22 protein-coding genes are annotated in these 24081 nt (G+C 68.4%); 13 read left to right on the plus strand and 9 right to left on the minus strand.

What is annotated here, in order from left to right:
* The first annotated feature begins 76 nt into the window (after window positions 1-76).
* On the plus strand, window positions 77-1399 hold the full coding sequence (locus ASD77_RS00670) for an amidohydrolase family protein (protein WP_055935910.1): 1323 nt from the start codon (window positions 77-79) through the stop codon (window positions 1397-1399).
* Between the two features lie 349 nt (window positions 1400-1748).
* Here the strand turns inward: ASD77_RS00670 and ASD77_RS00675 are convergent, their stop codons facing one another.
* The 3 genes from ASD77_RS00675 to ASD77_RS00685 are packed head-to-tail and all read right to left on the minus strand — an operon-like array spanning window position 1749 to window position 3177.
* The gene (locus ASD77_RS00675) at window positions 1749-2339 is read right to left on the minus strand and encodes a DUF998 domain-containing protein (protein WP_055935913.1); all 591 of its coding nucleotides are present in this window, start codon (window positions 2337-2339) and stop codon (window positions 1749-1751) included.
* A complete protein-coding gene (locus ASD77_RS00680) occupies window positions 2336-2551 on the minus strand; it encodes a helix-turn-helix transcriptional regulator (RefSeq protein WP_055935915.1) in 216 nt (71 codons plus the stop codon). Before ASD77_RS00680 ends, ASD77_RS00675 begins: the two co-directional genes overlap by 4 nt.
* Complete coding sequence (locus tag ASD77_RS00685) at window positions 2548-3177, minus strand: hypothetical protein (RefSeq protein ID WP_055935917.1); 630 nt, start codon at window positions 3175-3177, stop codon at window positions 2548-2550. Before ASD77_RS00685 ends, ASD77_RS00680 begins: the two co-directional genes overlap by 4 nt.
* 140 nt (window positions 3178-3317) lie before the next feature.
* On the opposite strand from ASD77_RS00685, the gene trxA reads away from it, so the two are divergent.
* Both trxA and ASD77_RS00695 read left to right on the plus strand, forming a co-directional pair.
* Entirely contained in the window at window positions 3318-4172 is an 855-nt protein-coding gene (gene trxA, locus ASD77_RS00690) for a thioredoxin (RefSeq protein ID WP_055940787.1), read from the plus strand.
* Window positions 4173-4221: 49 nt separating this feature from the next.
* The gene (locus ASD77_RS00695; RefSeq protein WP_055935920.1) at window positions 4222-4683 is read left to right on the plus strand and encodes a DUF4442 domain-containing protein; all 462 of its coding nucleotides are present in this window, start codon (window positions 4222-4224) and stop codon (window positions 4681-4683) included.
* Here the strand turns inward: ASD77_RS00695 and ASD77_RS00700 are convergent, their stop codons facing one another.
* Window positions 4684-6024, minus strand: a complete 1341-nt coding sequence (locus ASD77_RS00700) for a hypothetical protein (protein ID WP_055935923.1) — start codon at window positions 6022-6024, stop codon at window positions 4684-4686.
* A gap of 72 nt (window positions 6025-6096) precedes the next feature.
* Between ASD77_RS00700 and ASD77_RS00705 the strand changes: the two genes are divergently transcribed.
* The 4 genes from ASD77_RS00705 to ASD77_RS00720 all read left to right on the plus strand — a co-directional run bounded on the left by ASD77_RS00705 (window position 6097) and on the right by ASD77_RS00720 (window position 11101).
* Window positions 6097-6768, plus strand: a complete 672-nt coding sequence (locus tag ASD77_RS00705) for a DUF502 domain-containing protein (RefSeq protein WP_055935926.1) — start codon at window positions 6097-6099, stop codon at window positions 6766-6768.
* 3 nt (window positions 6769-6771) lie between these two features.
* Window positions 6772-7548 carry a queuosine precursor transporter gene (locus tag ASD77_RS00710; RefSeq protein WP_055935930.1) on the plus strand — a complete coding sequence of 259 codons (777 nt, stop codon included), beginning with the start codon at window positions 6772-6774 and terminating at the stop codon, window positions 7546-7548.
* A 194-nt stretch (window positions 7549-7742) separates the two neighbouring features.
* On the plus strand, window positions 7743-9395 hold the full coding sequence (locus ASD77_RS00715) for a FecR domain-containing protein (RefSeq protein WP_162247571.1): 1653 nt from the start codon (window positions 7743-7745) through the stop codon (window positions 9393-9395).
* Window positions 9392-11101 (plus strand): CHASE2 domain-containing protein, encoded by a 1710-nt coding sequence (locus tag ASD77_RS00720; protein WP_055935936.1) that lies wholly within the window; start codon window positions 9392-9394, stop codon window positions 11099-11101. Before ASD77_RS00715 ends, ASD77_RS00720 begins: the two co-directional genes overlap by 4 nt.
* Before the next feature lie 21 nt (window positions 11102-11122).
* Here the strand turns inward: ASD77_RS00720 and ASD77_RS00725 are convergent, their stop codons facing one another.
* Window positions 11123-12496, minus strand: coding sequence for an MBL fold metallo-hydrolase (locus ASD77_RS00725; RefSeq protein ID WP_055935939.1), 1374 nt, complete (start codon window positions 12494-12496; stop codon window positions 11123-11125).
* Between the two features lie 183 nt (window positions 12497-12679).
* Here ASD77_RS00725 and ASD77_RS00730 point away from each other — a divergent pair, with 183 nt between their 5' ends.
* The 3 genes from ASD77_RS00730 (at window position 12680) to ASD77_RS00740 (ending at window position 18390) form a co-directional block, all read left to right on the plus strand.
* A complete protein-coding gene (locus ASD77_RS00730) occupies window positions 12680-14761 on the plus strand; it encodes a M13-type metalloendopeptidase (protein WP_055940791.1) in 2082 nt (693 codons plus the stop codon).
* 182 nt (window positions 14762-14943) lie between these two features.
* The gene (locus tag ASD77_RS00735; protein WP_055935942.1) at window positions 14944-16200 is read left to right on the plus strand and encodes an aminopeptidase; all 1257 of its coding nucleotides are present in this window, start codon (window positions 14944-14946) and stop codon (window positions 16198-16200) included.
* Window positions 16201-16368: 168 nt separating this feature from the next.
* Window positions 16369-18390: a M13 family metallopeptidase gene (locus ASD77_RS00740; protein ID WP_055935945.1), complete on the plus strand. Its 2022-nt coding sequence runs from the start codon at window positions 16369-16371 to the stop codon at window positions 18388-18390.
* Window positions 18391-18457: 67 nt separating this feature from the next.
* Here ASD77_RS00740 and ASD77_RS00745 read toward each other — a convergent pair whose 3' ends face one another.
* Window positions 18458-19108 (minus strand): rhomboid family intramembrane serine protease, encoded by a 651-nt coding sequence (locus tag ASD77_RS00745; protein WP_055935948.1) that lies wholly within the window; start codon window positions 19106-19108, stop codon window positions 18458-18460.
* Between the two features lie 43 nt (window positions 19109-19151).
* Window positions 19152-19490 (minus strand): MGMT family protein, encoded by a 339-nt coding sequence (locus ASD77_RS00750; RefSeq protein ID WP_055935951.1) that lies wholly within the window; start codon window positions 19488-19490, stop codon window positions 19152-19154.
* Window positions 19491-19536: 46 nt separating this feature from the next.
* On the opposite strand from ASD77_RS00750, the gene ASD77_RS00755 reads away from it, so the two are divergent.
* Window positions 19537-19947 (plus strand): hypothetical protein, encoded by a 411-nt coding sequence (locus ASD77_RS00755; protein WP_055935954.1) that lies wholly within the window; start codon window positions 19537-19539, stop codon window positions 19945-19947.
* 155 nt (window positions 19948-20102) lie between these two features.
* On the opposite strand, the gene ASD77_RS00760 is transcribed toward ASD77_RS00755, so the two are convergent.
* Both ASD77_RS00760 and ASD77_RS00765 read right to left on the minus strand, forming a co-directional pair.
* The gene (locus tag ASD77_RS00760) at window positions 20103-21224 is read right to left on the minus strand and encodes an inorganic phosphate transporter (protein ID WP_055935957.1); all 1122 of its coding nucleotides are present in this window, start codon (window positions 21222-21224) and stop codon (window positions 20103-20105) included.
* Window positions 21225-21236: 12 nt separating this feature from the next.
* Entirely contained in the window at window positions 21237-21863 is a 627-nt protein-coding gene (locus ASD77_RS00765) for a DUF47 family protein (RefSeq protein WP_055935960.1), read from the minus strand.
* A 280-nt stretch (window positions 21864-22143) separates the two neighbouring features.
* On the opposite strand from ASD77_RS00765, the gene ASD77_RS00770 reads away from it, so the two are divergent.
* Complete coding sequence (locus ASD77_RS00770) at window positions 22144-23451, plus strand: hemolysin family protein (RefSeq protein WP_055935962.1); 1308 nt, start codon at window positions 22144-22146, stop codon at window positions 23449-23451.
* 1 nt (window position 23452) lies between these two features.
* On the plus strand, window positions 23453-24079 hold the full coding sequence (locus tag ASD77_RS00775; protein ID WP_055935965.1) for an exopolysaccharide biosynthesis protein: 627 nt from the start codon (window positions 23453-23455) through the stop codon (window positions 24077-24079).
* Window positions 24080-24081 lie beyond the last annotated feature (2 nt).

Below are 24081 nucleotides of genomic sequence, written 5' to 3' on the forward strand. Positions count from 1 at the left end.
CGGCCAAGGGTACCGCAGCGCACCATGGCCCGCCACGCCAGCGGTTAGCATGGACGGGTCGAAACCGGGGACCTCCATGACCAAGACCTTGCTCGCCCTAGCCCTGGCCGCCGTCGGCGTGCCGGCCTTCGCCGCCGAAGCCGCCACGCCGGCCACCACCCTGGCCCTGCACTGCGAGCGCCTGTTCGACGCCCGCAGCGGCAAGGTGCTGGGCGAACACACGGTCCTGGTGCGGGACGGCCGGATCGCCGAGGTCATCCCGGGCCGCGCCAAGCTCGCCGATGCCGAGTCCATCGTCCTGGCCGACCGCACCTGCACGCCCGGCTGGACCGACCTGCATGTGCATCTCGGCAGTGAATCCAGCCCGCAGAGCTATTCCGAGGGCTTCCGCCTGGATCCGGTGGACTACGCCTTCCGTTCCGTGGGCTACGCCGAAAAGACCCTGCTGGCCGGCTTCACCAGCGTGCGCGACCTGGGTGGCGAAGTGGCGCCGCACCTGCGCGATGCGGTCAATCAGGGGCTGGTGAAAGGGCCGCGCATCTTCGCGGCCGGCAAGTCGATCGCCACCACCGGCGGCCATGCCGATCCGACCAATGGCTACAACGACCGGCTGTCGCACCTGCTCGGCCCGCCGGGGCCCACCGACGGCGTGATCAACTCGCCGGAAGAAGCCCGCCAGGCGGTCCGCCAGCGCTACAAGGACGGCAGCGACGTCATCAAGATCACCGCCACCGGCGGCGTGCTGAGCTATGCCAAGTCCGGCGACGCGCCGCAGTTCGTCGTGGACGAGGTGAAGGCCGTCGTCGACACCGCGCGCGACTACGGCTTCCGCGTGGCCGCGCACGCGCACGGCAAGGAGGGCATGAAGCGCGCCATCCTCGGTGGCGTGACCAGCATCGAGCACGGCACCTACATGGACGACGAGATCATGCGGCTGATGAAGCAGCACGGCACCTGGTACGTGCCGACGATCTACGCGGGCCGCTTCGTGGCGGAGAAGGCGAAGATCGATGGCTACTTTCCGCCGGTGGTGCGGCCGAAGGCCCAGCGCATCGGCGCCTTGATCCAGGAGACCGCCGGCAACGCCTACCGCAACGGCGTCAAGATCGCCTTCGGCACCGATATGGGCGTAGGCCCGCACGGCGACAATGCGCGCGAGTTCCTCTACATGGTCGAAGCCGGCATTCCCGCCAACATCGCGCTGCAATCGGCGACCATCCTTGCTGCGGAAGTGCTGGGGGTGGACGACCAAGGCGTGATCGAAACCGGCAAGCGCGCCGACATCGTGGCCATGCCTGGCGACCCGGTGGCCGACATCACCGCGGTGATGAAGGTCGACTTCGTGATGAAGGACGGCAAGGTGTATCGCCAGCCGCGCCTCGACGACCCCGCCCGATGACGCGATGACGAACGCGCCGCAGCGCGCCATTTTGCGGAAGGGCAGGCGTCAGGCAACGCTCGCGCGGCGGAGGCCTTCACCTCCCTGCGCGCTAAACGACGCCGGTTGATCACACCACCGGCGGTGGGCCGAACCCCTTTCGTGGTGAGCCTGTCGAACCACGCTGCTTGCGACGGGCCGACGCGTCGCGACCTCCACGCTTCGCAATGACAAGCGTGGCTCGACAGGCTCACCACGAACGACATTCCCGGAATGCACGCCTGCGGAAGAAGTGGCGCCGGGTTTGCCTGGCGGCTCCTGGATCCAGCTCGTCGTTTGCGTATCGAAGCGCAGCGGAGCAAGCGCCGCCCTACGCACCCGGACTGCGCGAGACCATCCACAGCCAGCCCAGCCACGCCGCATAGCCCAACCGCTGCGCGACGCCGGCCGGCATCAGCTCCACCGCCAGCAACGCGACGAACAACACCAGCAGCGCCGTTGCGGCACTCGCACGCGCCAGCAGGCGCCAGGAGGCACGTCCGCGCAATCCCACCGCGACCAGCAGCGCGCCCGGCACGAACGCCACCCACCACAGCATCCACGCGGTGGCGTGCAGGCTGCTGGCCGGGTTGTCCAGGTCCTCGGGATCGAGCGGCAACAGCCCCATCGCGGCGAAACCCAGTGCCGACAGCAGGGTCAGTTGCGCGCCCACGCGCAGCGACCAGCCCGCGTCTGCCGGCAGACGACGACGGAGATCGAGCGTCGCCGCAGCCGCCAGCACGCCGGTCAGGACGAATCCCAGCACATTGAAACCCAGCGCATGCGGCACCCCCTTCGCCCCGAGGACGGCGACCGGATGGAACACCTGCGAATACCCGGACAACGCCAGGCCGAACCCGACCAGCGCCGCGACGAACACCATCGCCGCCGCCGGCCCGCTCCACCGCCATGCAGCGCTCATGCGTCCTCCCACCGGAACACCTCCTCGATCCCTACGCTGAACGCCCGCGCGATGCGGAACGCCAATTCCAGCGACGGCGCATAGCGCCCCGCTTCCAGCGCGATGATGGTCTGCCGGGTGACACCACAGGCATCGGCCAGCGCCTGCTGGGTCATTTCCCCGCGTCCGAAGCGCAGGCGGCGGATGTCGTTGGCGATCGGCGTACCGGTCATCGGCGGTCGCGCCAGTACATCGCCGCCGTCGCGGCGTATTCGCACAGCCAGCCGCACATCAGCGCCAACACCAGCAGGTTGGCGACCATGAACGGGGTCGCCCACGCCAGCCGCTCGGCCGGCGAAAACGCCAGCATCACCGCCAGGCCGATCAGGCAGAACGTCAATCCGCTACGGCCCCAGCCGGCCGCCTGCTGTTCGATGCGAAGGTCGCGTTCGTCTTCCTGCACGCGCCCTTTCCAGCGCGCGCCAAGCACATGGGTCAGCACCGCCCACGCGACCAGCAGCAACACTAGGTTGCGGCCCACCGCGCGCGCCCCGTGGTTGTCCCAGACGGCCCCCTGGGCGAACACGTGGGCCTTGGCCAGGAAGTAAGCCACCGCCACCAGCATGAAGACCACGCCCACCCACGCCTTCCACTCGCCGGGCGACACGCCGCGCTCGGCATCACCCAGCGGCGTGCGCGAGATCGCATACAGCGACACCCATGCCACCGTGACCAGCAAGGCCGTGCCCCACTTGCCCAGATCCACGCCCGCCAGCACATCCGGGCCCGCCAGCAGGGCCCAGAACGCCAACAAGCCCGCCACCAGCAACCCCAGCCAGCCCACCCGCTGCCGTGCCATGATGTCCGCTCCAAGAGACAATATGTAATTCATACATTACATTTCGATCCTCCAATGTCAAACCTTTTTTACATCATCTTGTATCCTCCCGCCCGCGGCACCATCTGACCGCCACGCCCCCATCCGCCATGAGCGAGCCGATGACCGATCTGCCCCACGTATTCGACGCCACCACCGACACCTTCGAGGCCGAGGTCCTGCGCAAGTCGCTGGAAGTGCCGGTGCTGGTCGACTTCTGGGCGACCTGGTGCGGGCCCTGCAAGACGCTGGGGCCGATCCTCGAGAAGCTGGCCGGCGAGTACAACGGCGCCTTCCTGCTGGCCAAGGTCGACGTCGACAAGGAGCAGCAGATCGCCGCGGCCTTCCAGATCCGCTCGGTGCCCACCGTGTTCCTGGTCAAGGACGGACAGCTGGTGGACGGCTTTCCCGGCGCGCTGCCGGAAGGCCAGCTGCGCGAATTCCTGGCGTCGCACGGCGTGCAACCGGCGGAAGCCGCCGCCGAGGCCGTCGAAGCCGCACCGCTCGATCCGACCGCGCAGGTGGCCGCGCTGCGCGAGGCCGTGGCCGCCGAGCCGGACAAGGACGAGCTCAAGCTCGACCTGGTGCTCGCGCTGCTGAAGACCGGCGAAGCGCCCGAATCCGAGCGCCTGCTCGACGCCCTGCCCGCCTACCTCGCCACCGACGACCGTGCCGTCAAGGCACGCGCTCGGTTGGGCTTTGCGTCGGCGCTCAAGGACGCCCCCTCGCCCGATGCACTGCGCGCGGCCGTGGCGGCGAATGCGGACGACCTGCGCGCGCGCCACCTGCTGGGCGTGCATGCCTTGATCGCTGGCGACTCCGAAGCCGCGCTGGAGCAGTTCCTCGACATGCTCAAGCGCGACCGCGCCTTCGAGGATGGCCTGGCACGCAAGAGCCTGATCGACGCCTTCCGCGTGATCGAGGACGACGCGCTGGTGAGCCAGTACCGCAGGAAGATGTCCTCGCTGCTGTTCTAAGCCGCGAATCCTTCCCCGTCACCCAGCACAACGCACGAAACAGTCCTGCATGAAACCTGGCACCCTGCGGCACATCTTCAATGTGTGGCCGCCCTTCCTGCTCAGCGGCATCCACGTCACCGAGATGGCCCACGACTGGAGCTTCGCGCGCGTCGAACTGCGCATGCGCCCATGGAACCGCAACTACGTGGGCACCCATTTCGGTGGCAGCCTGTTCGCGATGACCGATCCGTTCTGGATGATCCTGGCCAAGGAGCGGCTGGGCCGCGATTACTACGTCTGGGACAAGGCGGCGGAGATCGAATTCGTCAAACCCGGCAAGGGCACGCTGCATGCCGAATTCCGGCTGGATGCATTCGTGCTGGACGAAATCCGCGCCGAAGCTGCCAACGGGCAGAAGTACCTGCGCTGGATGCCGGCCGACGTCTTCAACGCGCAGAACGAAGTCGTCGCCCGCGTGCGCAAGCAGATCTATGTGCGGCTGAAGCCCGAGGCGCGTCGGGCGGGGTGATCAGGGCGCCGGCGGGGCCGCGCTGCGGGGCGGCAGCGGCAGCGTGAAGGTCGGGATCTGCGCATCGTGGAACAGGTCGATCTCGAGACCGTCCCCATCGGCAGTGACACGGATCGCGCGGCCTTCGCGGTGCAGCTGCTGCCACGCGGCGATGCGCTGTTCGACAGGGCGCGCATCATCGCCCGCCTCCCGCAACCAGCGCCACGCTGCCACCAGCCGCAGCCGCGCCTCCGCATCCTGGAAGCGCTCCGCACAGCCCGCCAGCGCGGGCGCGGCGATGTTGTCGAGAATGCAACCGGTCGCGTTCGCGAGGCAGGAGAATGTCCACCCCCCGGACAGCGGCGCATGCCGGCTCAGCGGCGTATCCGCGCGGATGAGCGCATCGGCTTCCGCGCCGCAGAACCAGGCGTGGCGCCGCGCACCGCGTGCGATCGTCTTGCGCTGGTCGAGGAACAGATCCGCGACGACTTTGCGGTGCCACGACTCAGCACCGGCAACGTTCAGCGCGCGGAATCCGTCGGCGATGTATCGCGCCTCGCCTGTCATGGTCGTGCAGATCCCGGCGACCATGCCGCCATCGGGCTCGAAGATCCCCGTGCACGCGTCAGGCAGGGGATGGTCGCCGGGCAGTTCGGCCAGCATGTCGACGAACAGCGCGCCCGAGGCGTCCATCAACACCGCTCCCATCACGCCACCCACCAGCATGTCGCCGCTGCCCACCAGCTTGCGCGCGATCGAGCCCATCCGGCAGACGCCGCGCAGCCCCGCTTCACGATCGCCACGCGCGAACGTGTACGCATGCGCGACCAGACCCTGCATCAGCGGACGATAGGACGGCATCGGCATGTCCGGCCGCGCGGGAAACGGGCTTCGGAAATGATCGTAGTCGTCGAGCGCGGCGATGCGCGCGGTGATCGCGGCGCGGGACGCCATCAGCGGCGTCAGTTCCTGCAGCCTGGCCCGAACCTGGGCCAGGCAATGCGGCTGACCGGCCTTGCAGAGCGTCTTGTCATCGCGTGTGTCATCCACGCGCGGATACGTCGTCAGCGGAGACGTGTGGACCGGTGCTGCGCCTTCCCCGGACCAGAGCGGCAACGCCTGGAGCCGCACGGTTTCCTCCTTCAGCAGGCGCTCCGCATCGGCGACGGGAATATCGAACGGCAGCGACCACAGTGCGGCGAATCCATTCGTGCCCGCCAGGGGCCGGGGAGCGTCCAGCCATGCCAGCGCCTTTTCGTCTTCCGTCGGCATCGGTATCCACCGGCTGACGCAGTACGCCGCGACGACCAGCACCACCGTGCCGAAGACGACCAGTCCGGACCACTTGAAGAACCCCTGCATTCCATTCCCCCTGCCACAACGTCCTGTACGCGACTATATAGCCGACACACCGCGTCGGCCTACAATGACGCCATGCCCCCCGACCATCCCGCGCACCGCGTTTCGGTGCAGAAGCTCTTCATCACCGGCCTGCTGACCCTGTTGCCGATCTGGCTGACCTGGGTGGTCATCAAGTTCGTGTTCGTGCTGCTGTCCGGCATCAGCAAGCCGTGGGTGGAGCCGCTGTCGCACCAGATCGCCGCCAACTTCCCGCAGTCGCTGGGCTGGTTCAACGGGCTGTGGGTGCAGAACACCATCGCCATGGTCGCCACGCTGTTCGTCATCGTCGCGGTGGGCGCGATGACGCGGCGCGTGGTCGGCCAGCGGCTGCTGCACTGGTTCGAGGCGTTGATCGCGCGCGTGCCGCTGGCCAACGTCATCTACACCAGCGCGCGCAAGCTGCTGGACATGCTGGAGACCAAGCCCGGCAGCACGCAGCGCGTGGTGCTGATCGACTTCCCGCACCGGGACATGAAGTCGGTCGGCCTGGTGACGCGGGTGATCCGCGAGGAAGGCAGCGGCCGCGAGCTGGCGGCCGTCTACGTGCCCACCACGCCCAATCCCACCTCGGGCTATCTCGAAATCGTGCCGGTCGAACTGCTGACGCCGACCGACTGGACCGTGGACCAGGCGATGAGCTTCATCATTTCCGGCGGCGCGGTCGCGCCCGAGACCATGCCCTTCACCCGCGCCGGAGACCGCTGAGCCATGCACGCGCCGCGCACCCTGGATGACCGCGCGGTGCGGCTTTTCATCGTGCTGGCGGCGGTGTTCTGCGCCAATGCGGTGCTGGCCGAGTTCATCGGCGTCAAGATCTTCGCGCTGGAAGACACGCTGGGCATCGCGCCGCTGGAGTGGAACCTGTTCGGCCAGACCGGCTCGCTCAGCTTTACCGCCGGCACGCTGTTGTGGCCGTTCGTGTTCGTGCTGACCGACACCATCAACGAGTTCTTCGGCAAGCGCGGCGTGCGCTTCATCTCGTGGCTGGCGGTAGCGCTGATCGTCTACGGCTTCCTGTTCGCCTTCGCCGCCATCGCGCTGGCACCGGCCGGCTGGTGGGTGGAGGCGGCGCAGGCGCAGGGCGTGCCGGACTACCAGAAGGCCTTCGCGGCGATCTTCGGCCAGGGCATGTGGACCATCGCCGGGTCGGTGGTGGCCTTCCTCGCCGGCCAGCTGATCGACGTCTCGGTGTTCCACCGCATCCGCAACGCCACCGGCGAGCGCTGGGTGTGGCTGCGCGCGACCGGCTCGACCGCGATCTCGCAGCTGGTGGACAGCTTCGTGGTGATCTACATCGCCTTCGTGCTGGGGCCGCAGAAGTGGCCGACCTCGCTGTTCCTGGCGGTCAGCACGGTCAACTACGCCTACAAGATGCTGGCGGCGATCGCGCTGATCCCGATGCTGTACCTGATGCGGCACGCCATCCGCCACTATCTGGGCCACGAACGCGAGCACCAGCTGCGCGCCGAAGCCGCCCTCGACTGAACCAGCGCGCCGAGCGCGATGACACGGCGAGCACGGAATGTGGCCGGCGCATCCGTCATCGGCGCCCGTAAGCACGCCTACGGCTCAGTGTGAGGTGACGGAAAAGGCGCCTGGAACCGGCCAGCACGATCCCATGCAAGCTTATAATTGTGACCGGTGCAACATTTCGAACCGGCATGGGGCAGGGGCAGGCGATGCGGAAAGGGACTCGACGCAAGGGATGGCCGCTCTGGGGGCTGGTGATGCTGTGGCTGGTCTCTTGGTCAGTCCAGGCACAGGAGTGGGTCTACCGCGTCCGGCCCGGCGACACCCTGTGGGACGTGACCGGCGCGTACCTCAAGCCCTCGATCCCGTGGCAGCGACTGCAGGAACACAACCGTATCGCCAACCCGTACCAGCTCCCGCCCGGCAGCACGCTGCGGATCCCGCTGCAGTGGCTGGACCGCCAGCCCGCGAAAGCGCGGGTGATCGCGCTGGAAGGCGAAGCCGTTGCGCGCACACCGGCCGGGCAGGAGTCGTCGGTGACCAGCGGCATGTCGCTGGGCAGTGGCGCGAGCCTGAAGACATCGCCCGACGCCTCGCTCAGCCTGCAGTTCGCCGACGGCTCGCGCCTGCAACTGCTGGGCGACAGCGAATTGCTGCTCGATCGGCTGACCCGCTTCGGGCGCTCCGGCATGGCCGATACCCGGCTGCGCCTGCAGCGTGGCAGGATCGGCAACGACGTGCGCCGCCTGCGCGGTCCGGCGGCGAACTTCATCGTCGAAACCCCGACCGCCTCCTCGGCCGTGCGTGGCACCACGTTCCGCGTGGAAGCGGGCGAAGCCTATTCGCAGACGGAGGTGCTGGAAGGGCGCGTGTCGGTGAATGCGCCCCGCCAGCGCGGCGCGCTGCTGCGTCCCGGGTTCGGCGCGGTGGTCGCGGCCGGCCAGGCCGCGGTGTCGCCGCTGCCGCTGCTGCCGGCGCCCGACCTGTCGCGCATTCCGCCCATGTCGCAGAGCGCCCGCCCCACCTTGGCCTGGCCCGCCGTCGAAGGTGCACGCCAGTACCGCATCCAGGTTAGCGCGCAGCGCACGTTCGACAGTCTGCGGGTCGACGCGGAAAGCGATGCGCCCCGTCATACGTTGCCGGCACTGGAGGCCGGGACGTACTTCGTCCGCGTCCGTGCGATCGCCGCCAATGGACTGGAGGGCCGTGATGCCGTCATTGAACTGCGCATCGACGATCAGCCGGCGCCGCCGTATTCGATCGCGCCTGCCGCCGGCAGCGTCGTCCGCACGCCGGAACTGGCACTGAGCTGGACGCAGGCGCCGGGCGCCGCGGCCTACCAGTACGAGGTCGCCGCCACCGCCGATGCGACCCAGCCCGTGGCCGGTGCCCGCGTCGAAGGCGAAACCACCGCACGCCTGCCTGCACCACTGCCGCCCGGCGATTACGTCTGGCGCATCCGCAGTGTGGACGCCGCCGGCAAGACCGGCCCCTACGGCGACGGCGTGCCGTTCACCTTGCGGCCGCTCGCGGAGGTCACCGAGATCGACGGTTTGGCCGCCGCCGCCGGCAACACCCGCGAGGTGACGTTCCGCTGGCCGGCGGGCCAGCCGGGCCAGCGCTACCGGTTCCAGATGTCGCGCACGCCGGATTTCGGCGCGCCGCACGTCGACGAGATCGTCGACCGTGCCGAGATCACCCTGCCCCGCCTGCGTTCGGGCACCTGGTACCTGCGCGCCCAGACCATCGACGTGGATGGCTTCGAGGGGCCGTTCCCGGCACCACAGACCGTCGAAGTGCCGTGCCGCTGGTGCAAGGTTGGCGCCGGAGCGGGCGCATTGCTCATAATGCTGGCCCTGTGAACCTCCCCTCGCCCACGCCCAAGTGGAAACCGCGCCTGCTCACGGCGGTGGGCGCGGCTGCGCTGGCGATCCTGGTGACCCTGTCCGGCGTGACCGCGCCGCTCGACGCGTGGGTCTACGACCGGCTGGTGCTCGGCGCCGCGCCGGACGCCGATCCGCGCATCGTGGTGGTCGACATCGACCAGAAGAGCCTGGCCGAACTGGGCCGCTGGCCCTGGTCGCGGCGCACGCATGCGCAACTGGTCGACCGCCTGCGGCTGACCGAGGTGAAGGGCATCGCCTTCAACGTGCTGCTGTCGGAGCCCGCGCTGTTCGATCCGGAAGGCGATGCGCTGCTGGCCCGCGCGATCAGCCGCAGCGGCCGGGTGGTCCTGCCGGTGCTGGCCGAGCCCGTGCAGCTCAACGGTTCGACCGTCGAGCTGATGCCGATCCCCGAATTCGCCGCGTCCGCCGCCTCGCTGGGCCATGCCGAAATGGCACTGGACGACGATGGCGTGGCGCGCAGCGCCTACCTGCGCGCAGGGCTTGGCTCGCCGCACTGGCCCGCGCTGGCGCTGGCGCTGCTGCAGCTGGACCAGCCGCCGGGCAGCAACGGCGACCTGCCCGGACGCCGGCGGGTGACCACCGGCCTGGAACCCGCTTCGCCCTATGACTGGGTGCGCGACTACGAAGTGCGGGTGCCGTTCACCTCGCCGCCGAACGCCTTCCGCCACGTCTCGTACACCGACGTCCTCAACCAGCGCATTCCGGCCACGCTGCTGCGCGGCAACTGGGTGGTGGTGGGGGTCAGCGCGACGGGCATGGGACCGCTGGCGCGCGCACCGGGACAGCCGCCGACCACCAGCATGAGCGGGACCGACTACCAGGCCAACCTGCTGAACATGCTGATCAAGCGCGCGGCGATCACACCGGTGTCGGAAGGCTGGCAGGCCGTGCTGGCGGCGGTGCTTTCGGCACTGCCGCTGCTGCTGTCCCTGTTGCCCGTGCTGCGTCGCATCTGGCGCCCGACCGTGCTGACGATGGCCGGCACGGTGGTGCTGTCCATGCTGATGCTGCGTTACGGCCATCTCTGGTTCTCGCCGGTGCCGGCGCTGCTGGTGCTGGCGCTGGGCGCGTCGCTGTGGGTCTACCGACTGCTGCGGCGCACGCAGCGGCAGGCGCAGTCGGATGCCCTGACCGGGCTGGCCAACCGCAGCCGCTTCGACCACGCGCTGGACCAGGAGCTGCGCATCGCGCGCCGCAGCGGCCAGCCGCTGTCGCTGCTGGTGATGGACATCGACCACTTCAAACAGCTCAACGACACCCAGGGCCATGCCGCCGGCGATGCCGCGCTGAAGGCGCTGGGCCGCATCCTGCGCAGTCGCGCGCGCCGCCCGCGCGATCTGGTCGCCCGCCTCGGCGGCGACGAGTTCGCGGTCCTGCTGCCGGAAACATCCGCGCAGGCGGCTGCGACCATCGCCACCACCATCCACGTGGACCTCGCCCACCACGGCCGCAAGCCGCACGGCGCCACCGCCAGCACGCCGCCGCCGTTCACCGCCAGCGTCGGCATCCACACCTACCTGTCCGGCGACGAGGCGGGACCGGAGGACGTCTTCGACCGCGCCGATGCCGCGCTGTACCGCGCCAAGCAGGCCGGCCGCAACCGCAGCTTCAGCCACACCGGCGAACACGAGGCGGTCGAGGTTTCTCCGCACCGGGTGTGATGCGGCGGCGCGCGGCGCCTGCTACACGTCCAACATCATGCCCGGCCGCGCCAGTTCCACCGGCACGCCATGGCGCTCGCCGATCTCGCCCGCCAGCGCTTCGCGCGCCCGGTCCTCGCCGTGCGCCAGCACCAGCGGCGGCGACGGATGGAAATTGCCGTACCACGCCAGCAGGCCCTGCTGGTCGGTGTGCGCCGACAGGCCGCCCACGGTGTGCCGCTGCGCGTTGACGCGGTAGTCGCGACCGTGGATGCGCACCCACTGCGCGCCATCCACCAACCGCCGGCCCAGCGTGCCTTCGGCCTGGTAGCCGACGAACACGACATGCGCGTTGCGCCGCCCCAGGTTGTAGCGCAGGTGATGCTGGATGCGCCCGCCGTTGGCCATGCCGGAACCGGCGATGATGATCGCGCCGTTCTCGATCTGGTTGATCGCCATCGACTGCTGCGTGGTCTCCGCCACGTGCAGGTTGGGCAGGCGGAACGGATTGGGCGACTGCGCCCACACGCGGCGCGCGTCCTCGTCGAACAGCCCATGGTGGCGCGCGTAGATGTTGACGACCTTGGCGGCCATCGGGCTGTCGAGGAAGATCCGCCAGCGCGACAGCTTCCACGCCTCCCAGTGGCGCGCGAACCAGTACAGCAGTTCCTGCGTACGGCCGACCGCGAACGCCGGGATCAGCACGTTGCCGCGGTCGCGCCACGCGTGATCGAAGATCTCGCCGAGTTCGCGGATGGTTTCTGGGCGGTCGCGATGGTTGCGGTCGCCGTAAGTGGATTCCATCAGCAGCAGGTCGGCCTGCTGCACCACCGCGGGATCGCGCAGGATGGGCGTGCCTTTCGGCCCCAGGTCGCCCGAGAACACCAGCTTGCGGCCGTCCGCCCACAGTTCGACGATGGCCGAGCCGAGGATGTGGCCGGCATCGCGCAGCGCGATGTCAACACCGGGCAGGATCGTCGTGCGCTCGTCGTACGGCATCGGGCGCACCTGCTTCATGGTGGCATGCACGTCCTCGTCGCCGAACAGCGGCTGCACCTCGGGCGCGCCATGGCGGCGATGGCGGTTGGCGCGCTCGGCCTCGGCGTCGGACAGCGAGGCGGTGTCCAGCAGCATGATCGGCAGCAGCTCGGCGCTGGCGCCGTGGGTGTGGATGGGGCCGTGGAAGCCGCGCTTGACCAGCAGCGGCAGCCGGCCGATGTGGTCGATGTGGGCATGGCTCAGCACCACCGCATCGAGCGTGGTGGGGTCGAACGGGAACGGCTCGGCGTTGCGCGCCTCGGCGTCGCGGCCGCCCTGGATCAGCCCGCAGTCCAGCAGGATCCGCTTGCCAGCGGCCTCGACCAGGTGCATCGAACCGGTGACCTCGCCTGCCGCGCCATGGAAATGCACCTGCATGGGAACCTCCTTGCCTGGACGCCCAGTATGGCCGCTGGCGCCCCCGCAGGCATGACCTTCGACACACCTGCCCCTGCGGGGACAGGCGTAGAGTCCCCGCCACGCCCCCGCCCAGGGGGTTCCTTTTTTCCAATGCCCTCTGCGGGGCAGGAGTAGATCGTGATTGCCCGCAAACCCCAGATCCTGATGCTTTCGCTCGCCGTGGCCGCCGCGCTGGCCGCCTGCGCCAAGAAGGAAGACGCCGCCCCGGCCGCCGACACGGCCGCGAAGGCGCCCGCGGCGCTGGAACTCAAGCTGGACGAAAGCAGCCTGCCGGGCGTCAACCGCTTCCAGCTCAGCGACCTGGACACCAGCAAGAACGCCTGCACCGACTTCGCCGGTTACGCCAACGGCAAGTGGCTGGCGGCCAACGCGATTCCCAGCGACCGCACCAGCTGGGGCGCGTTCGAGATGCTGGCCGAGCGTTCCACCGCCATCCAGAAACAGCTGGCCGAACAGGCCGCCGCGCATGCCGACGCCACCGGCGTGGAGAAGATCGTCGGCGACCTGTGGGCCACCGGCATGGACGAAGCCAAGGCCAACGCGCAGGGCATCGCGCCGATCGCGCCCGTGCTGAAGACCATCGACGGCCTGCAGAACAAGGACGCCATCGTCGCCTACCTCAACGACAGCGCCGCCAAGGGCCAGGCGTTCCTGTTCGGCTTCGGCGCCGAGGCCGACTTCAACAAGCCCGACACCAACATGGCCTACGCCTTCCAGGGCGGCCTGGGACTGCCGGACAAGAACTTCTACTTCGACGCCGACAAGAAGGCCATCCGCGACGCCTACGTGGCGCACATCGCCAAGGTGCTGGAACTGTCCGGCGTTGCCGCGGCGGAGGCGCAGAAGCAGGCCGGCGACATCCTCACGTTCGAGACGCGCCTGGCCAAGGTGTCGAAGTCGAACGAGGAGATGTCGCGCGACGTGTCCCTGTACTACAACCCGGTGACGCTGGCCGACGCCGACAAGCTGACGCCGAACTTCTCGTGGACAACATTCTTCGCCTCGCAGGGCGTGGCGCCGCAGGAGACGTTCTCGCTGGCCGTGCCCGCCTTCCACCAGGAAGTCAGCACGATGCTGGGCGACACCGACCCGGCCGCGTGGCGCGCCTACCTGCGCTTCCATACGATCGATGGCGCCTCGCCGTACCTGAGCGACGCCTTCGCCAACGAGAGCTTCAACTTCTACAGCAAGACCCTGCGCGGACAGAAGGAAATCCAGCCGCGCTGGAAGCGCGTGCTGTCCACCATCGAAGCGCAGAGCGGCGAAGCGCTGGGCCAGATGTACGTCAAGGTCGCCTTCACGCCGGAATCGAAGGCGAAGATGGAAACGCTGGTGGCCAACCTGGGCACCGCGCTGAAGGCCCGCATCCAGAACCTGGCGTGGATGAGCGACGAGACCAAGGCCAAGGCGATGGAGAAGCAGGCCGCGTTCACCACCAAGATCGGCTACCCCGACAAGTGGCGCGACTGGTCCGGCCTGTCCACCGGCCGCGACAGCTACTACGGCAACGTGATGGCCGCGCAGGAATTCAACTACAAGTGGAACCTGGGCAAGATCGGCAAGCCGGTCGACCGCACCGAATGGGGCATGCCGCCGCAGATGGTCAACGCGTACTACAACCCGCTGCAGAACGAGATCGTGTTCCCGGCCGCCATCCTGCAGCCGCCGTTCTTCGACCCCAACGCCCCGGATGAAATGAACTACGGCGGCATCGGCGCGGTGATCGGCCACGAGATGACGCATGGTTACGACGACCAGGGCAGCCGCTTCGGTGCCACCGGCAAGTTCGAGAACTGGTGGACCCCGGCCGACGCCAAGGGCTTCTCCTCGCGCACGGACAAGCTGATCGCGCAGTTCAACGCCTATCGCACCGATGCAGGCCAGGCGATCAACGGCAAGCACACGCTGGGCGAGAACATCGCCGACCTCGGCGGCCTGGCCACGGCCTACGACGCGATGAAGGCCGCCGCCGGCGATACGCCGGACCCGAAGACCGACGGCCTGACCCGCGACCAGCGCTTCTTCCTCAACTGGGCCACGGTGTGGCGCCGCAACTTCACCCCGGAAGAGCTGAAGAACCGCATCGCCACCGACGAGCACGCCCCGGCGCAGTTCCGTGCCATCGGCGCGCCGTCCAACCTGCCGACCTTCGCGGCCGCGTTCTCGTGCAAGGCCGGCGACCCCATGGTGCGTGGCGGCGACCAGCAGGTGGTGATCTGGTAACCCCACGCGCCACGTGGTGAGGAGGAAAGGCCCGGCATGTCCGGGCCTTTTCTTTGCGCATGGCCATTACGGTCCGCCCGGCGGTCGGCCGCTGGCCGCTGCGGAGGGCGTGCCCCCTGTGCCAGCCGGACCGCAAGGGGGCGTCGCCAGGCCGAGCATCCACCCATCGAAGGAGGACTGCCATGACCCGTCTCACCGTGCCCGCGCTCGGCATCGCGATCGCCTGCGCCCTGCTCGCCGCCTGCCAGCAGCAGGAAAGCCCGCCCGCCGCGACCGCACCGACCGCGCCCGCCCCCGCCACCGATACCCCTGCCGCACCCGGCCCCGCACCCGTCGACTTCGAACAGCTCGCCCAGCGCCTGGTCGCCGCCGCCGCCGTGAAGGAAGGCGACGCCGTGGCCATCACCGGGCGCATGCACGACGCCGAACTGCTCGAGGACATCGCCGTGCAGGTGCGGCGTGCGGGCGCGTTCCCGCTGATCGAATACAACAGCGACCGGCTCGCGCGGCGGCTGTTCTTCGACGTGCCCGCGCAGTACGACAGCCAGACGCCGGCGATGGATCTGGCGCTGTCGGAGGTCTTCGATGTGGTCATCGCATTGAACAACGGCACCTCGGAGAACCTGTTCGAGGGCGCGGACCCGCAGCGCGTGGCCGCGCGCGGCAAGGCCGGCGAAGCCGTCGGGCAGGCCTTCATGAAGCGCAACGTGCGGCAGCTCGAACTGGGCAACGGGCTGTATCCCACGCCGTGGCGCGCAAAGCGCCTCGGCCTGTCCGAAGCCGACCTGGCAAAGACGTTCTGGGAGGGCGTCAACGTCGACTACGCCGCGCTGCAGACGCGCGGCCAGTCGGTCAAGGGCGCGCTGGCCGCCGGCAGCGAACTGCACATCACCCATCCCAACGGCACCGATTACCGGATGCGGATCCAGGGGCGGCCGATCCTGGTCAGCGATGGCACCATCGGGGCGGACGATCTGAAAGCCGGCGGCCCGGCCCTGCAGGTGTTTCTGCCCGCCGGCGAGGTCTACACCACGCCGCTGCCCGGCAGCGGCGAAGGCCGGATCGTCGCCACGCGCGACTACTTCCGCGGCCAGCCCATCGACGACCTCAGCGTGACCATCGCCGGCGGCAAGGTCACCGCGCTCACCGGCACCGGCCCGGGCTTCGCGCCGATGAAGGCCGACTTCGATGCGGTGGCCGACGCCCGCAAGAACGAGGTCTCCTTCTTCGACCTGGGCATCAATCCGAACGTCAGGCTGCCGGCGGACAGCCAGGTGGGCAACTGGGTGCCCGCCGGCACCGTCACGCTGGGCCTGGGCAACAACCTGTGGGCCGGCGGCGACAACGCCATCACCTACGGCATGAACTTCTTCCTGCCCGGCAGCACGGTGACGCTGGATGGCAAGGTGATCGTCGACAAGGGACAGCTGATGCTGTGAGCCCGGGATGGGCGGCCCCTCGCCGGGCCGCCCATGCTCATCGCCGCGCTCTGTGACGCAGTGCATGGATCGGCCGCCAAGGCCACCGGCAGATGTGGGGAACGATGACGGAGCGCGCGCGACGCGCTTGCTAGAATCGCCCGTCCCCCGAACTCCTGGATCTTCCTGATGCCCAGCCCGCGCCACGCTCTCGGCCGTCCCACCCTGATCGCCTTCGCCCTCGTCATCGCCCTGGGCGCGCCGGATGCCGAAGCCCAACGCAGGAAGCGCGCCCCCGCCGCACCGGCCGTCAGCGCGCAGTGCGCGGACTTCTACGGCGCCACCAACGCGGACTGGCTGAAGAAGAACCCCGCCTCGACCGAACAGGGTGCGGTGAGCGTGCTGGGCGCCTTCCGCGAACGCACGCTGGAACAGCAGCGCGCCCTGCTCGACGGCGCCATGCGCGCACCGCAGGGCAATGTGCAGAAGCTGCTGGGCGACTTCTGGGCCAGCGGCCTGGACGAAGCCGCCGTGGACGCCGACGGCGCCAAGCCCATCGCGCCGCTGCTCGACCGCATCAACGCCATCAAGAAGCCGAAGGACGTGGCGCCGGCGATCGCCGCGCTGCACCAGGTCGGCATCCCGGTGGCCTTCAACTTCGGCCCCGACGTGGACCTGCAGGCGCTGGACCGCCACATCGGCTACTTCATGCAGGGCGGCCTGGGCCTGCCCGACCCGGCGTACTACACCCGCACCGACGCCGACACGCGCGAACTGCTCGGCCGCTACCGCACCTACGTCAAGCAGGTGCTGGCGCTGACCGGCACACCGGCCAACAGGCTGGATGCCGAATCGGCTCTGGTCATCGACGTGGAAACCCGGCTGGCGCAGGTGTCCAAGCCGCTGGTCGACCTGCGCAGTCCGTTCGCCAACTACGCGCCGGTGCCGACCAAGGACCTGGGCAAGCAGTACCGCAACCTGCAGCTCGACGCCTTCCTCAAGGCACAGGGCGTCAACGACGACACCGTGTCGATGGCCGACCCGGCCCTGTTCAAGCGCCTCGACGGGCTGGTGGGCAGCCTCAAGCCCGACCAGTGGAAGGCCTACCTGCGCTGGCGCGTGGGCGATGCCATGGCGCCGCACCTGGCCAAGCCGTTCCGCGATGCCGAGTTCGATTTCCGCGGCCGCGTGCTGCGCGGTGAAACCACACCGGCGCCGCGCTGGCGCCACGTGCTGGACGCCATCAACCTGGCCGCCGGCCCGATGCTGGGCAAGGAGTACGCCGAGCGTTACGTGTCGGCCGAGCACAAGCGCCGCGCCGAACAGATCGCCGGGCAGGTGCGCGATGCACTGGGCCGCGGCATCGAGCGCAACACCTGGCTGAGCGATGCCGCCAAGGCCGAAGCCAAGGCCAAGCTGGACAAGCTGAAGATCGAAGTCAGCACGCCCCGCCGCGACCTGGACTACAGCGTGCAGCCGATGGGCCGTGGCAGCTTCGGCGGCAACATGCTGATCGCCTCGACCTGGCGCCATCGCGAAGAAATGAAGCGGATCGGCAAGGGCAACGCCGACCGTCGCTGGGACGTGCTGCCACAGCAGCCCGCGCTGGCCTACGACCTGGCGCAGAACCGTCTGATCGTCACCGCCGCCGTGCTGCAGGAAGAGATCTTCGACGCCAACCAGCCCGCGGCCGTGCAGTACGGTGCGTTCGGCGCGCTGGTCGGCCACGAACTGAGCCGCGGCTTCGACGTGAAGGGCCGCATGGTCGACGCCAAGGGTCAGCTGCGCGACTGGTGGACGCCCGCCGATGTGGCGGCGTGGAATGCGCTGGGCGACAAGGTGGTCGCGCAGTACAACGGCTATGCCTTCCCCGGTCTGAAGAATGTCAAGGTCAATGGTGCATTGACGCGCGACGAGAACCTGGCCGACCTGGCCGGCGTGGAACTGGCATGGGATGCCTTCACCACCGCCGAACCGCAGGCCAACGCCGCCGCGAAGCAGTCGTTCTACAAGGCCTGGGCCACGCTGTGGGCGCAGAATCTGTCGGAAACCGAAGCCGCCCAGCGCGCCGCCGTCGACGTGCACGCCCCCGGCCAGTGGCGCGCCAACGGCCCGCTGGTGCAGCAGCCCTCGTTCGCCCAGGCCTTCACCTGCAAGGCTGGCCAACCGATGCAGGCCAAGGACGCGGATCAGATCAAGATCTGGCGCTGAGCCTGACGCAGGCCCCATGAAAACGGCGCGGAATTCCGCGCCGTTTTTCTTCGCATGCCCTACCGCGTTACTTGACGCTGCGCAGATGCGGCGGCTTGGGCTTGCGCGGTCCCCTGCGGAACGGCGGCTGCCCGCGCCAGTAACGGATCATCAACCACCCGAACACCATGCCGCCCAGGTGCGCGAAGTGCGCCACGCCCGGCTGCAGGCCGGTGAAGCCGAGCACCAGCGCAAGCAACGCATAGAAGATCACCAGCGTGCGTGCCTTGATCTCCATCGGCAGCGGAAACACGATCATGCGATGGTTCGGGAACAGCATGCCGTAGCCGAGCAGCAGGCCGAACACGCCGCCGGATGCACCGACGGTGGGGTACGGCAGCGCACCGCCCGCCACCATCCACCAGCCCACGGCGAGCTGCAGCAGGCCGGCGCCGGCAACGCAGACCAGATAGAACGTCAGGAAACGCTTCGTGCCCCAGGTCTGTTCGAGCGGCGATCCGAACATCCACAGCGCCAGCATGTTGAAACCCAGGTGAGCGAACCCGCTGGTGTCATGCAGGAATCCATAGCTCAGCAACTGCCACGGCATGAAGCCATGGCCGACCGGCCACAACGCGAACCAGGCCTCGAACGCGGCGCCCAGCGTCAGTTGGAGAAGATAGACCGCGACGTTGGCAATCAGCAGATTGCGGGTGACGGGAAGAAGTCGGGGAAACATGGCAAACCTCGGAACAGTCGCCCCACATCATACGGGCAGTGCGTCAGCGTGCGCCGGGACCCCACAGTGCCGCATCCAGGTCGTCCGCCTTGCGCGGGCGCTTCACGCGTCCGTTCTCCACCTTCACGCCCTCCGCACGCAGGCGCTGGCTCTGCTCGCGGAAGGCTTTCGATCCCTGCGGGAACGCGATGCGTCCGTCCGAGCGCAGCACGCGGTGCCAGGGCAACGCCGGATCGTCGTTTTGGCTGAGGATGCGCGCGGCCAGTCGCGCGCGGCCCGGCAGGCCGGCGCGATGCGCCACTTCGCCATAACCGGCGACCTGACCGTGCGGTATGGCACGGATCGCGGCCAGGATGCGATCTTCGGGAGACTTGGCGCTCATGCGGGATTAGCATAGCGGCATCGCATCGGTCACAGGGGAGCATCCCATGCAGAACTTCGAGCAGGTCCGCGGCCACCTGAATTCTTCCGGCTACAAGGTGACCATGCACGACCCGTACGTCGCCTGCGTGGAACTCTCGCTGGGCAACGGCAAACGCCACCAGACCATCTACCTGTCCGAACTGGGCAACGACGACGAACGCGGCTACCTGCGCGTGAGCACGGTGATCGCACCGATGACCGGCATCGACGCCAAGCGTGCGCTGAAATTCAACTGGCAGAGCAGCGTGGGTTACCTGGCGATCGGCGAACTGGACGGCGTGCCCTATCTGCAACTCTGCGAAAACCGCCCCTACGAAAGCCTCAGTCCCGCCGAAGTCGACCGCCTGGTGCTGGAGATCGGCGGCCTGGGCGACAGCATGGAGCGCGCGCTTTCCGCGGAAGGGGATCTGCTTTAAGGCCGGGATTCGGGAATCGGGATTGGGGATTCGCAAGCGCTCCGCCGCGCCACCGGAACCTTGGACCCCAAAAAGAAAGGGCGCGTCGAAGACGCGCCCTTTCTTTTGCTCTTGATCCTGCGAATCCCCAATCCCGATTCCCGAATCCCGGCCTCTCAAGCCCACCCGATCGCCTCAAGCAGCCGCAGCAGGCCATAGGCGATGCCGCCCGCGGCGGGAATCGTCAGTACCCATGCCCACAGGATCCGCTCGATCACGCTGAACTTCAGCGCGCGCGGATTCTTGGCGAAGCCCACGCCCATGATGGCGGTGGAAATACTGTGCGTGGTGGAGACCGGCATGCCGAAATGCGCGGCCACGGTGAGGATGGTGGCCGAGCTGGTTTCCGCGGCGAAGCCGTTGATCGGATGCAGCTTCACCATCTTGTGGCCCAGCGTCTTAATGATCTTCCAGCCGCCCGACGCCGTGCCCAGCGCCATCACGATGGCGCAGGTGATGACGATCCACATGGCGATGTCCTGCTCGCCCGCCGCACCGGGGTGCAGGAAGGCCAGCCAGCCCGGCAGGTCGTCCAGCGCGCCGCTCGCTTCGGCACCGAAAAGGGTCAGCGCGATGATGCCCATGGTCTTCTGCGCGTCGTTGTGTCCGTGCGCATAGCCCATGTAGGCCGCCGACAGGATCTGCGCCTTGCCGAAGAACTTGTTGACGAAGTGCGGGCGCGCCAGCCGGCCCAGCCAACCGCCGGCACGCGACAGCAACGCGATCAGTCCCCACAGCGCCACCATCACCAGGATGCCGAGCAGGAAGCCCGCCAGCGGCGAGGTGACCATCGGCAGCACCACCTTCCACAGGATGCCCTTGTTCTTGGTCCAGTCGCCCAGCGATTCGGACCAGATCAACGCGGCCCAGTCGTTGTGCGCGGCGGCCAGCGCGGCGCCGCAGAGGCCGCCGATCAGCGCGTGCGACGACGACGACGGCAGGCCCTTCCACCAGGTGATCAGGTTCCAGACGATGCCGCCCAGCAGCGCGCACAGGATGACCTGCGAGGTCACCTGCACCACGTCGGTGTTGACCAGGCCGGAGGCGATGGTCTTGGCCACGGCCGTGCCCATCAGTGCGCCGATCAGGTTCATGCCGGCCGCCAGCATCACTGCCTGGCCGGGCGACAGCACCTTGGTGGCGACCACGGTCGCAATGGAGTTGGCGGTGTCGTGGAAGCCGTTGATGAACTCGAAGACGAGCGCGGCGAAGATCACCACCAGAACAAGGGTAAGCATGGACGCGACCCGTCAGCTGTTCTTGAGGACGATCTGGTACGCCACCACGCCGGCCTCGCGGCAGCGGTCGATGGCCTTTTCCAGGATCTCGAAGAACTCCTTCAGCAGGAACATCTGCAGGTGGTCCAAGCGGCCGGAATAGATGTCGCGGTACAGCTCCAGCATCAGCCGGTCGGCCTCGTTCTCGATCGCGCGCAGCTTGTCGTTGAGCGAGGTCATGCGATCGATGTTCATTTTCTTGATCTCGTGGACCATCTCGACCACCACGCTGGCGGCCTGTTCCAGCATCGCCGCGCGCGGCGCGAAGTCGATGCCGTCCAGGTGCTGGATGGCCAGCGAATAGCGGTCGGCGAACTTCTCGACCTGCTTGGGGATCTTGTACAGCGCCGAACCCAGCGCCTCGATGTCCTCGCGCTCGATGGGGGTGATGAAGCTGTCCACCAGCGCCTTGCCGATCTTGTCCGAGGCCGCGCGCTCGCGCAGGCGCGCCAGCTTGAAGGCATCGAGCGCCGGCTGGCGGTCGGTGGCCTTCATCATGGTGTGCAGGGCCTTGGTGCTGTCGTGGGCAGCCTGGGCGGCCTCGTCCAACAGCGTGTAGAACTGCTGGCCGGAGCCGAAGATCGTCTGGAGGGAGAACATCGGGCGGTCTCACCGTCACGGGATGGACGGCTTCTAGGGGCGGAATTATGACGGTTTCATGACGGTCCCGGACAGCCCGTCCGGTGCCAGGGCCTGCGACCCGGGCCGGCCCCGGCCGAATGCCGCGTTCAGCTTCACGCCTCGGCCCGGTGGCCCTTTGCTAAACTCGCCCCGCGCCTCCGGGTGCACCTTATGGACGACGACCCTACTTCCCCCCACTGTCCCCCGCGACAGACCCCGCCCGCCTTGCCGGCCCTCCCTGCCATGAACGGAGGCTCCCGTGCTTGAGCTGCTGATCGTTGCCTTCCTGATCGTCATCAACGCCTTCTTCGCCCTGTCGGAGATGGCCCTGATGACGTCGCGCAAGCTCAAACTGAAACAGATGGCGCAGGAAAGCCGCGGCGCCCGCGTCGCTCTGCACCTGGCCGAGCACCCGGACAACCTGCTGTCGACCGTGCAGGTGGGCATCACCGGCCTGGGCATCCTGACCGGCATGTTCGGTGGCGACGCCATCGGCCAGATGATCGCGACCTGGCTGTCCGGCATCTGGCCCGACGCGCAGCGCTACACCACGGCCATCGGTACCGCATCGGCGGTCACGCTGATCACCGCCAGTTCGGTGATCTTCGGCGAACTGATCCCCAAGCGCCTGGCGCTGACCAATGCCGAGGTCATCGCGTCGGCGGTGGCCATTCCGCTGGACTGGCTGTCGCGCATCGCGCGGCCGGTGGTGTTCGTGCTGGGCGCGATCAACCGCGGCGTGCTGCGCATGCTCGGCATCCGCGACGACAACCGCAATGCCGTCACCGAAGAAGAAATCCGCATGCTGGTGACCGAGAGCCACGAGCAGGGCGTGATCGACGTCGACGAGCGCAACATGATGAACCGCGTGTTGAGCCTGGGCGACCGCACCGCCGACAGCCTGATGACGCCGCGCAAGAAGATCACCTGGCTGGATGTGGCCGCCAGCTACAGCGAGAATCTGGAAACGATGCGCGAATCGCAGTTCTCGCGATTCCCCGTCTACCGCGGCAGCGACCAGGACGTGGTCGGCGTGCTGGAGGTGAAGACGCTGCTGGACCGCTTCGCCGATCCGTCGCCGGAAATCTTCCGCGACCTGCGCGAGCCCCTGTTCGTGTCCGAATCCACTCACGCGATGAAGCTGCTGGAGATCTTCCGCGAAGAACAGCAGTCGCTGGCGCTGGTGGTCGACGAGTACGGCGAGATCCAGGGACTGGTGACGCTGAGCGACCTGATGGGCGCCGTCGTCGGCCGCCTGCAGGCCAGCGAGAACACCGAGGACGCGCCGCTGGTGGTGGTGCGCGAGGACGGCTCGCTGCTGGTCGATGGCTCGCTGCCCAACGACGACCTGCGCGAACTGCTGGGTGGCGTGGCGCTGCCGGACGATGACGAATACAACACTGTCGCCGGCATGATGATCGAGCGTTTCGGCCGCATCCCGCATGTCGGCGAGCGCGTGGACTGGGCGGGCTGGCGCTTCGAAGTCGTCGATCTGGACGGTGCCCGCATCGACAAGCTGCTGCTGCAGAAGCTGCCCGAGACCGACGGCGAAGACCTGGCGGTCTGACATGCCTGTCGACGAAACACCCCACCACACCAGCACCGCCGCGCTGCTCGACGGCTTCGCGGCCGGCGATCCGGACGAAGTGCTGCGGATCGGCGACCTGCTGAAGGATTTCGGCCCCGCGGCCTTCGGCATGCTGCTCTTCATCGGCGTGCTGCCGGCCTTCATCCCGGTGCCCGGCGTCGGCGGCGCGATCGGTGGCCCGATGGTGGTGCTGGTGGGCGTGCAGTTGCTGCTCGGCATGCGCAAGGTCTGGCTGCCCCGGTTCCTCGCCCGGCGCGGTCCGCATCGCAGCTCCATGATCCGCTTCCGCCAGCGGATGGCGCCGTGGCTGCGCCGGCTGGAGAAGCTGGTGCGGCCGCGCATGGCGGGCTTCCTCGACAACCGCATCGCGCTCAGCTTCACCGGCCTGCTGCTGGTCCTGCTGGGCATCCTGCTGGCGCTGCCGATCCCGTTCACCAACTATGTGTTCGGCTTCCTGCTGCTGCTGTTCGCACTGGCGCTGCTGGAGCGCGACGGCGCGCTGCTGCTGGTGGCATGGATCGCCGGCGGTATTGCCGTGGTGGTGTTCGGGTTCCTGTCCGGCAACCTGGTGGAAGCGACGAGTGCGCTGATTGCGCGGTGGTTCTAAGC

This window comes from Pseudoxanthomonas sp. Root65, assembly GCF_001427635.1.
In the GTDB taxonomy this organism is placed as follows: domain Bacteria; phylum Pseudomonadota; class Gammaproteobacteria; order Xanthomonadales; family Xanthomonadaceae; genus Pseudoxanthomonas_A.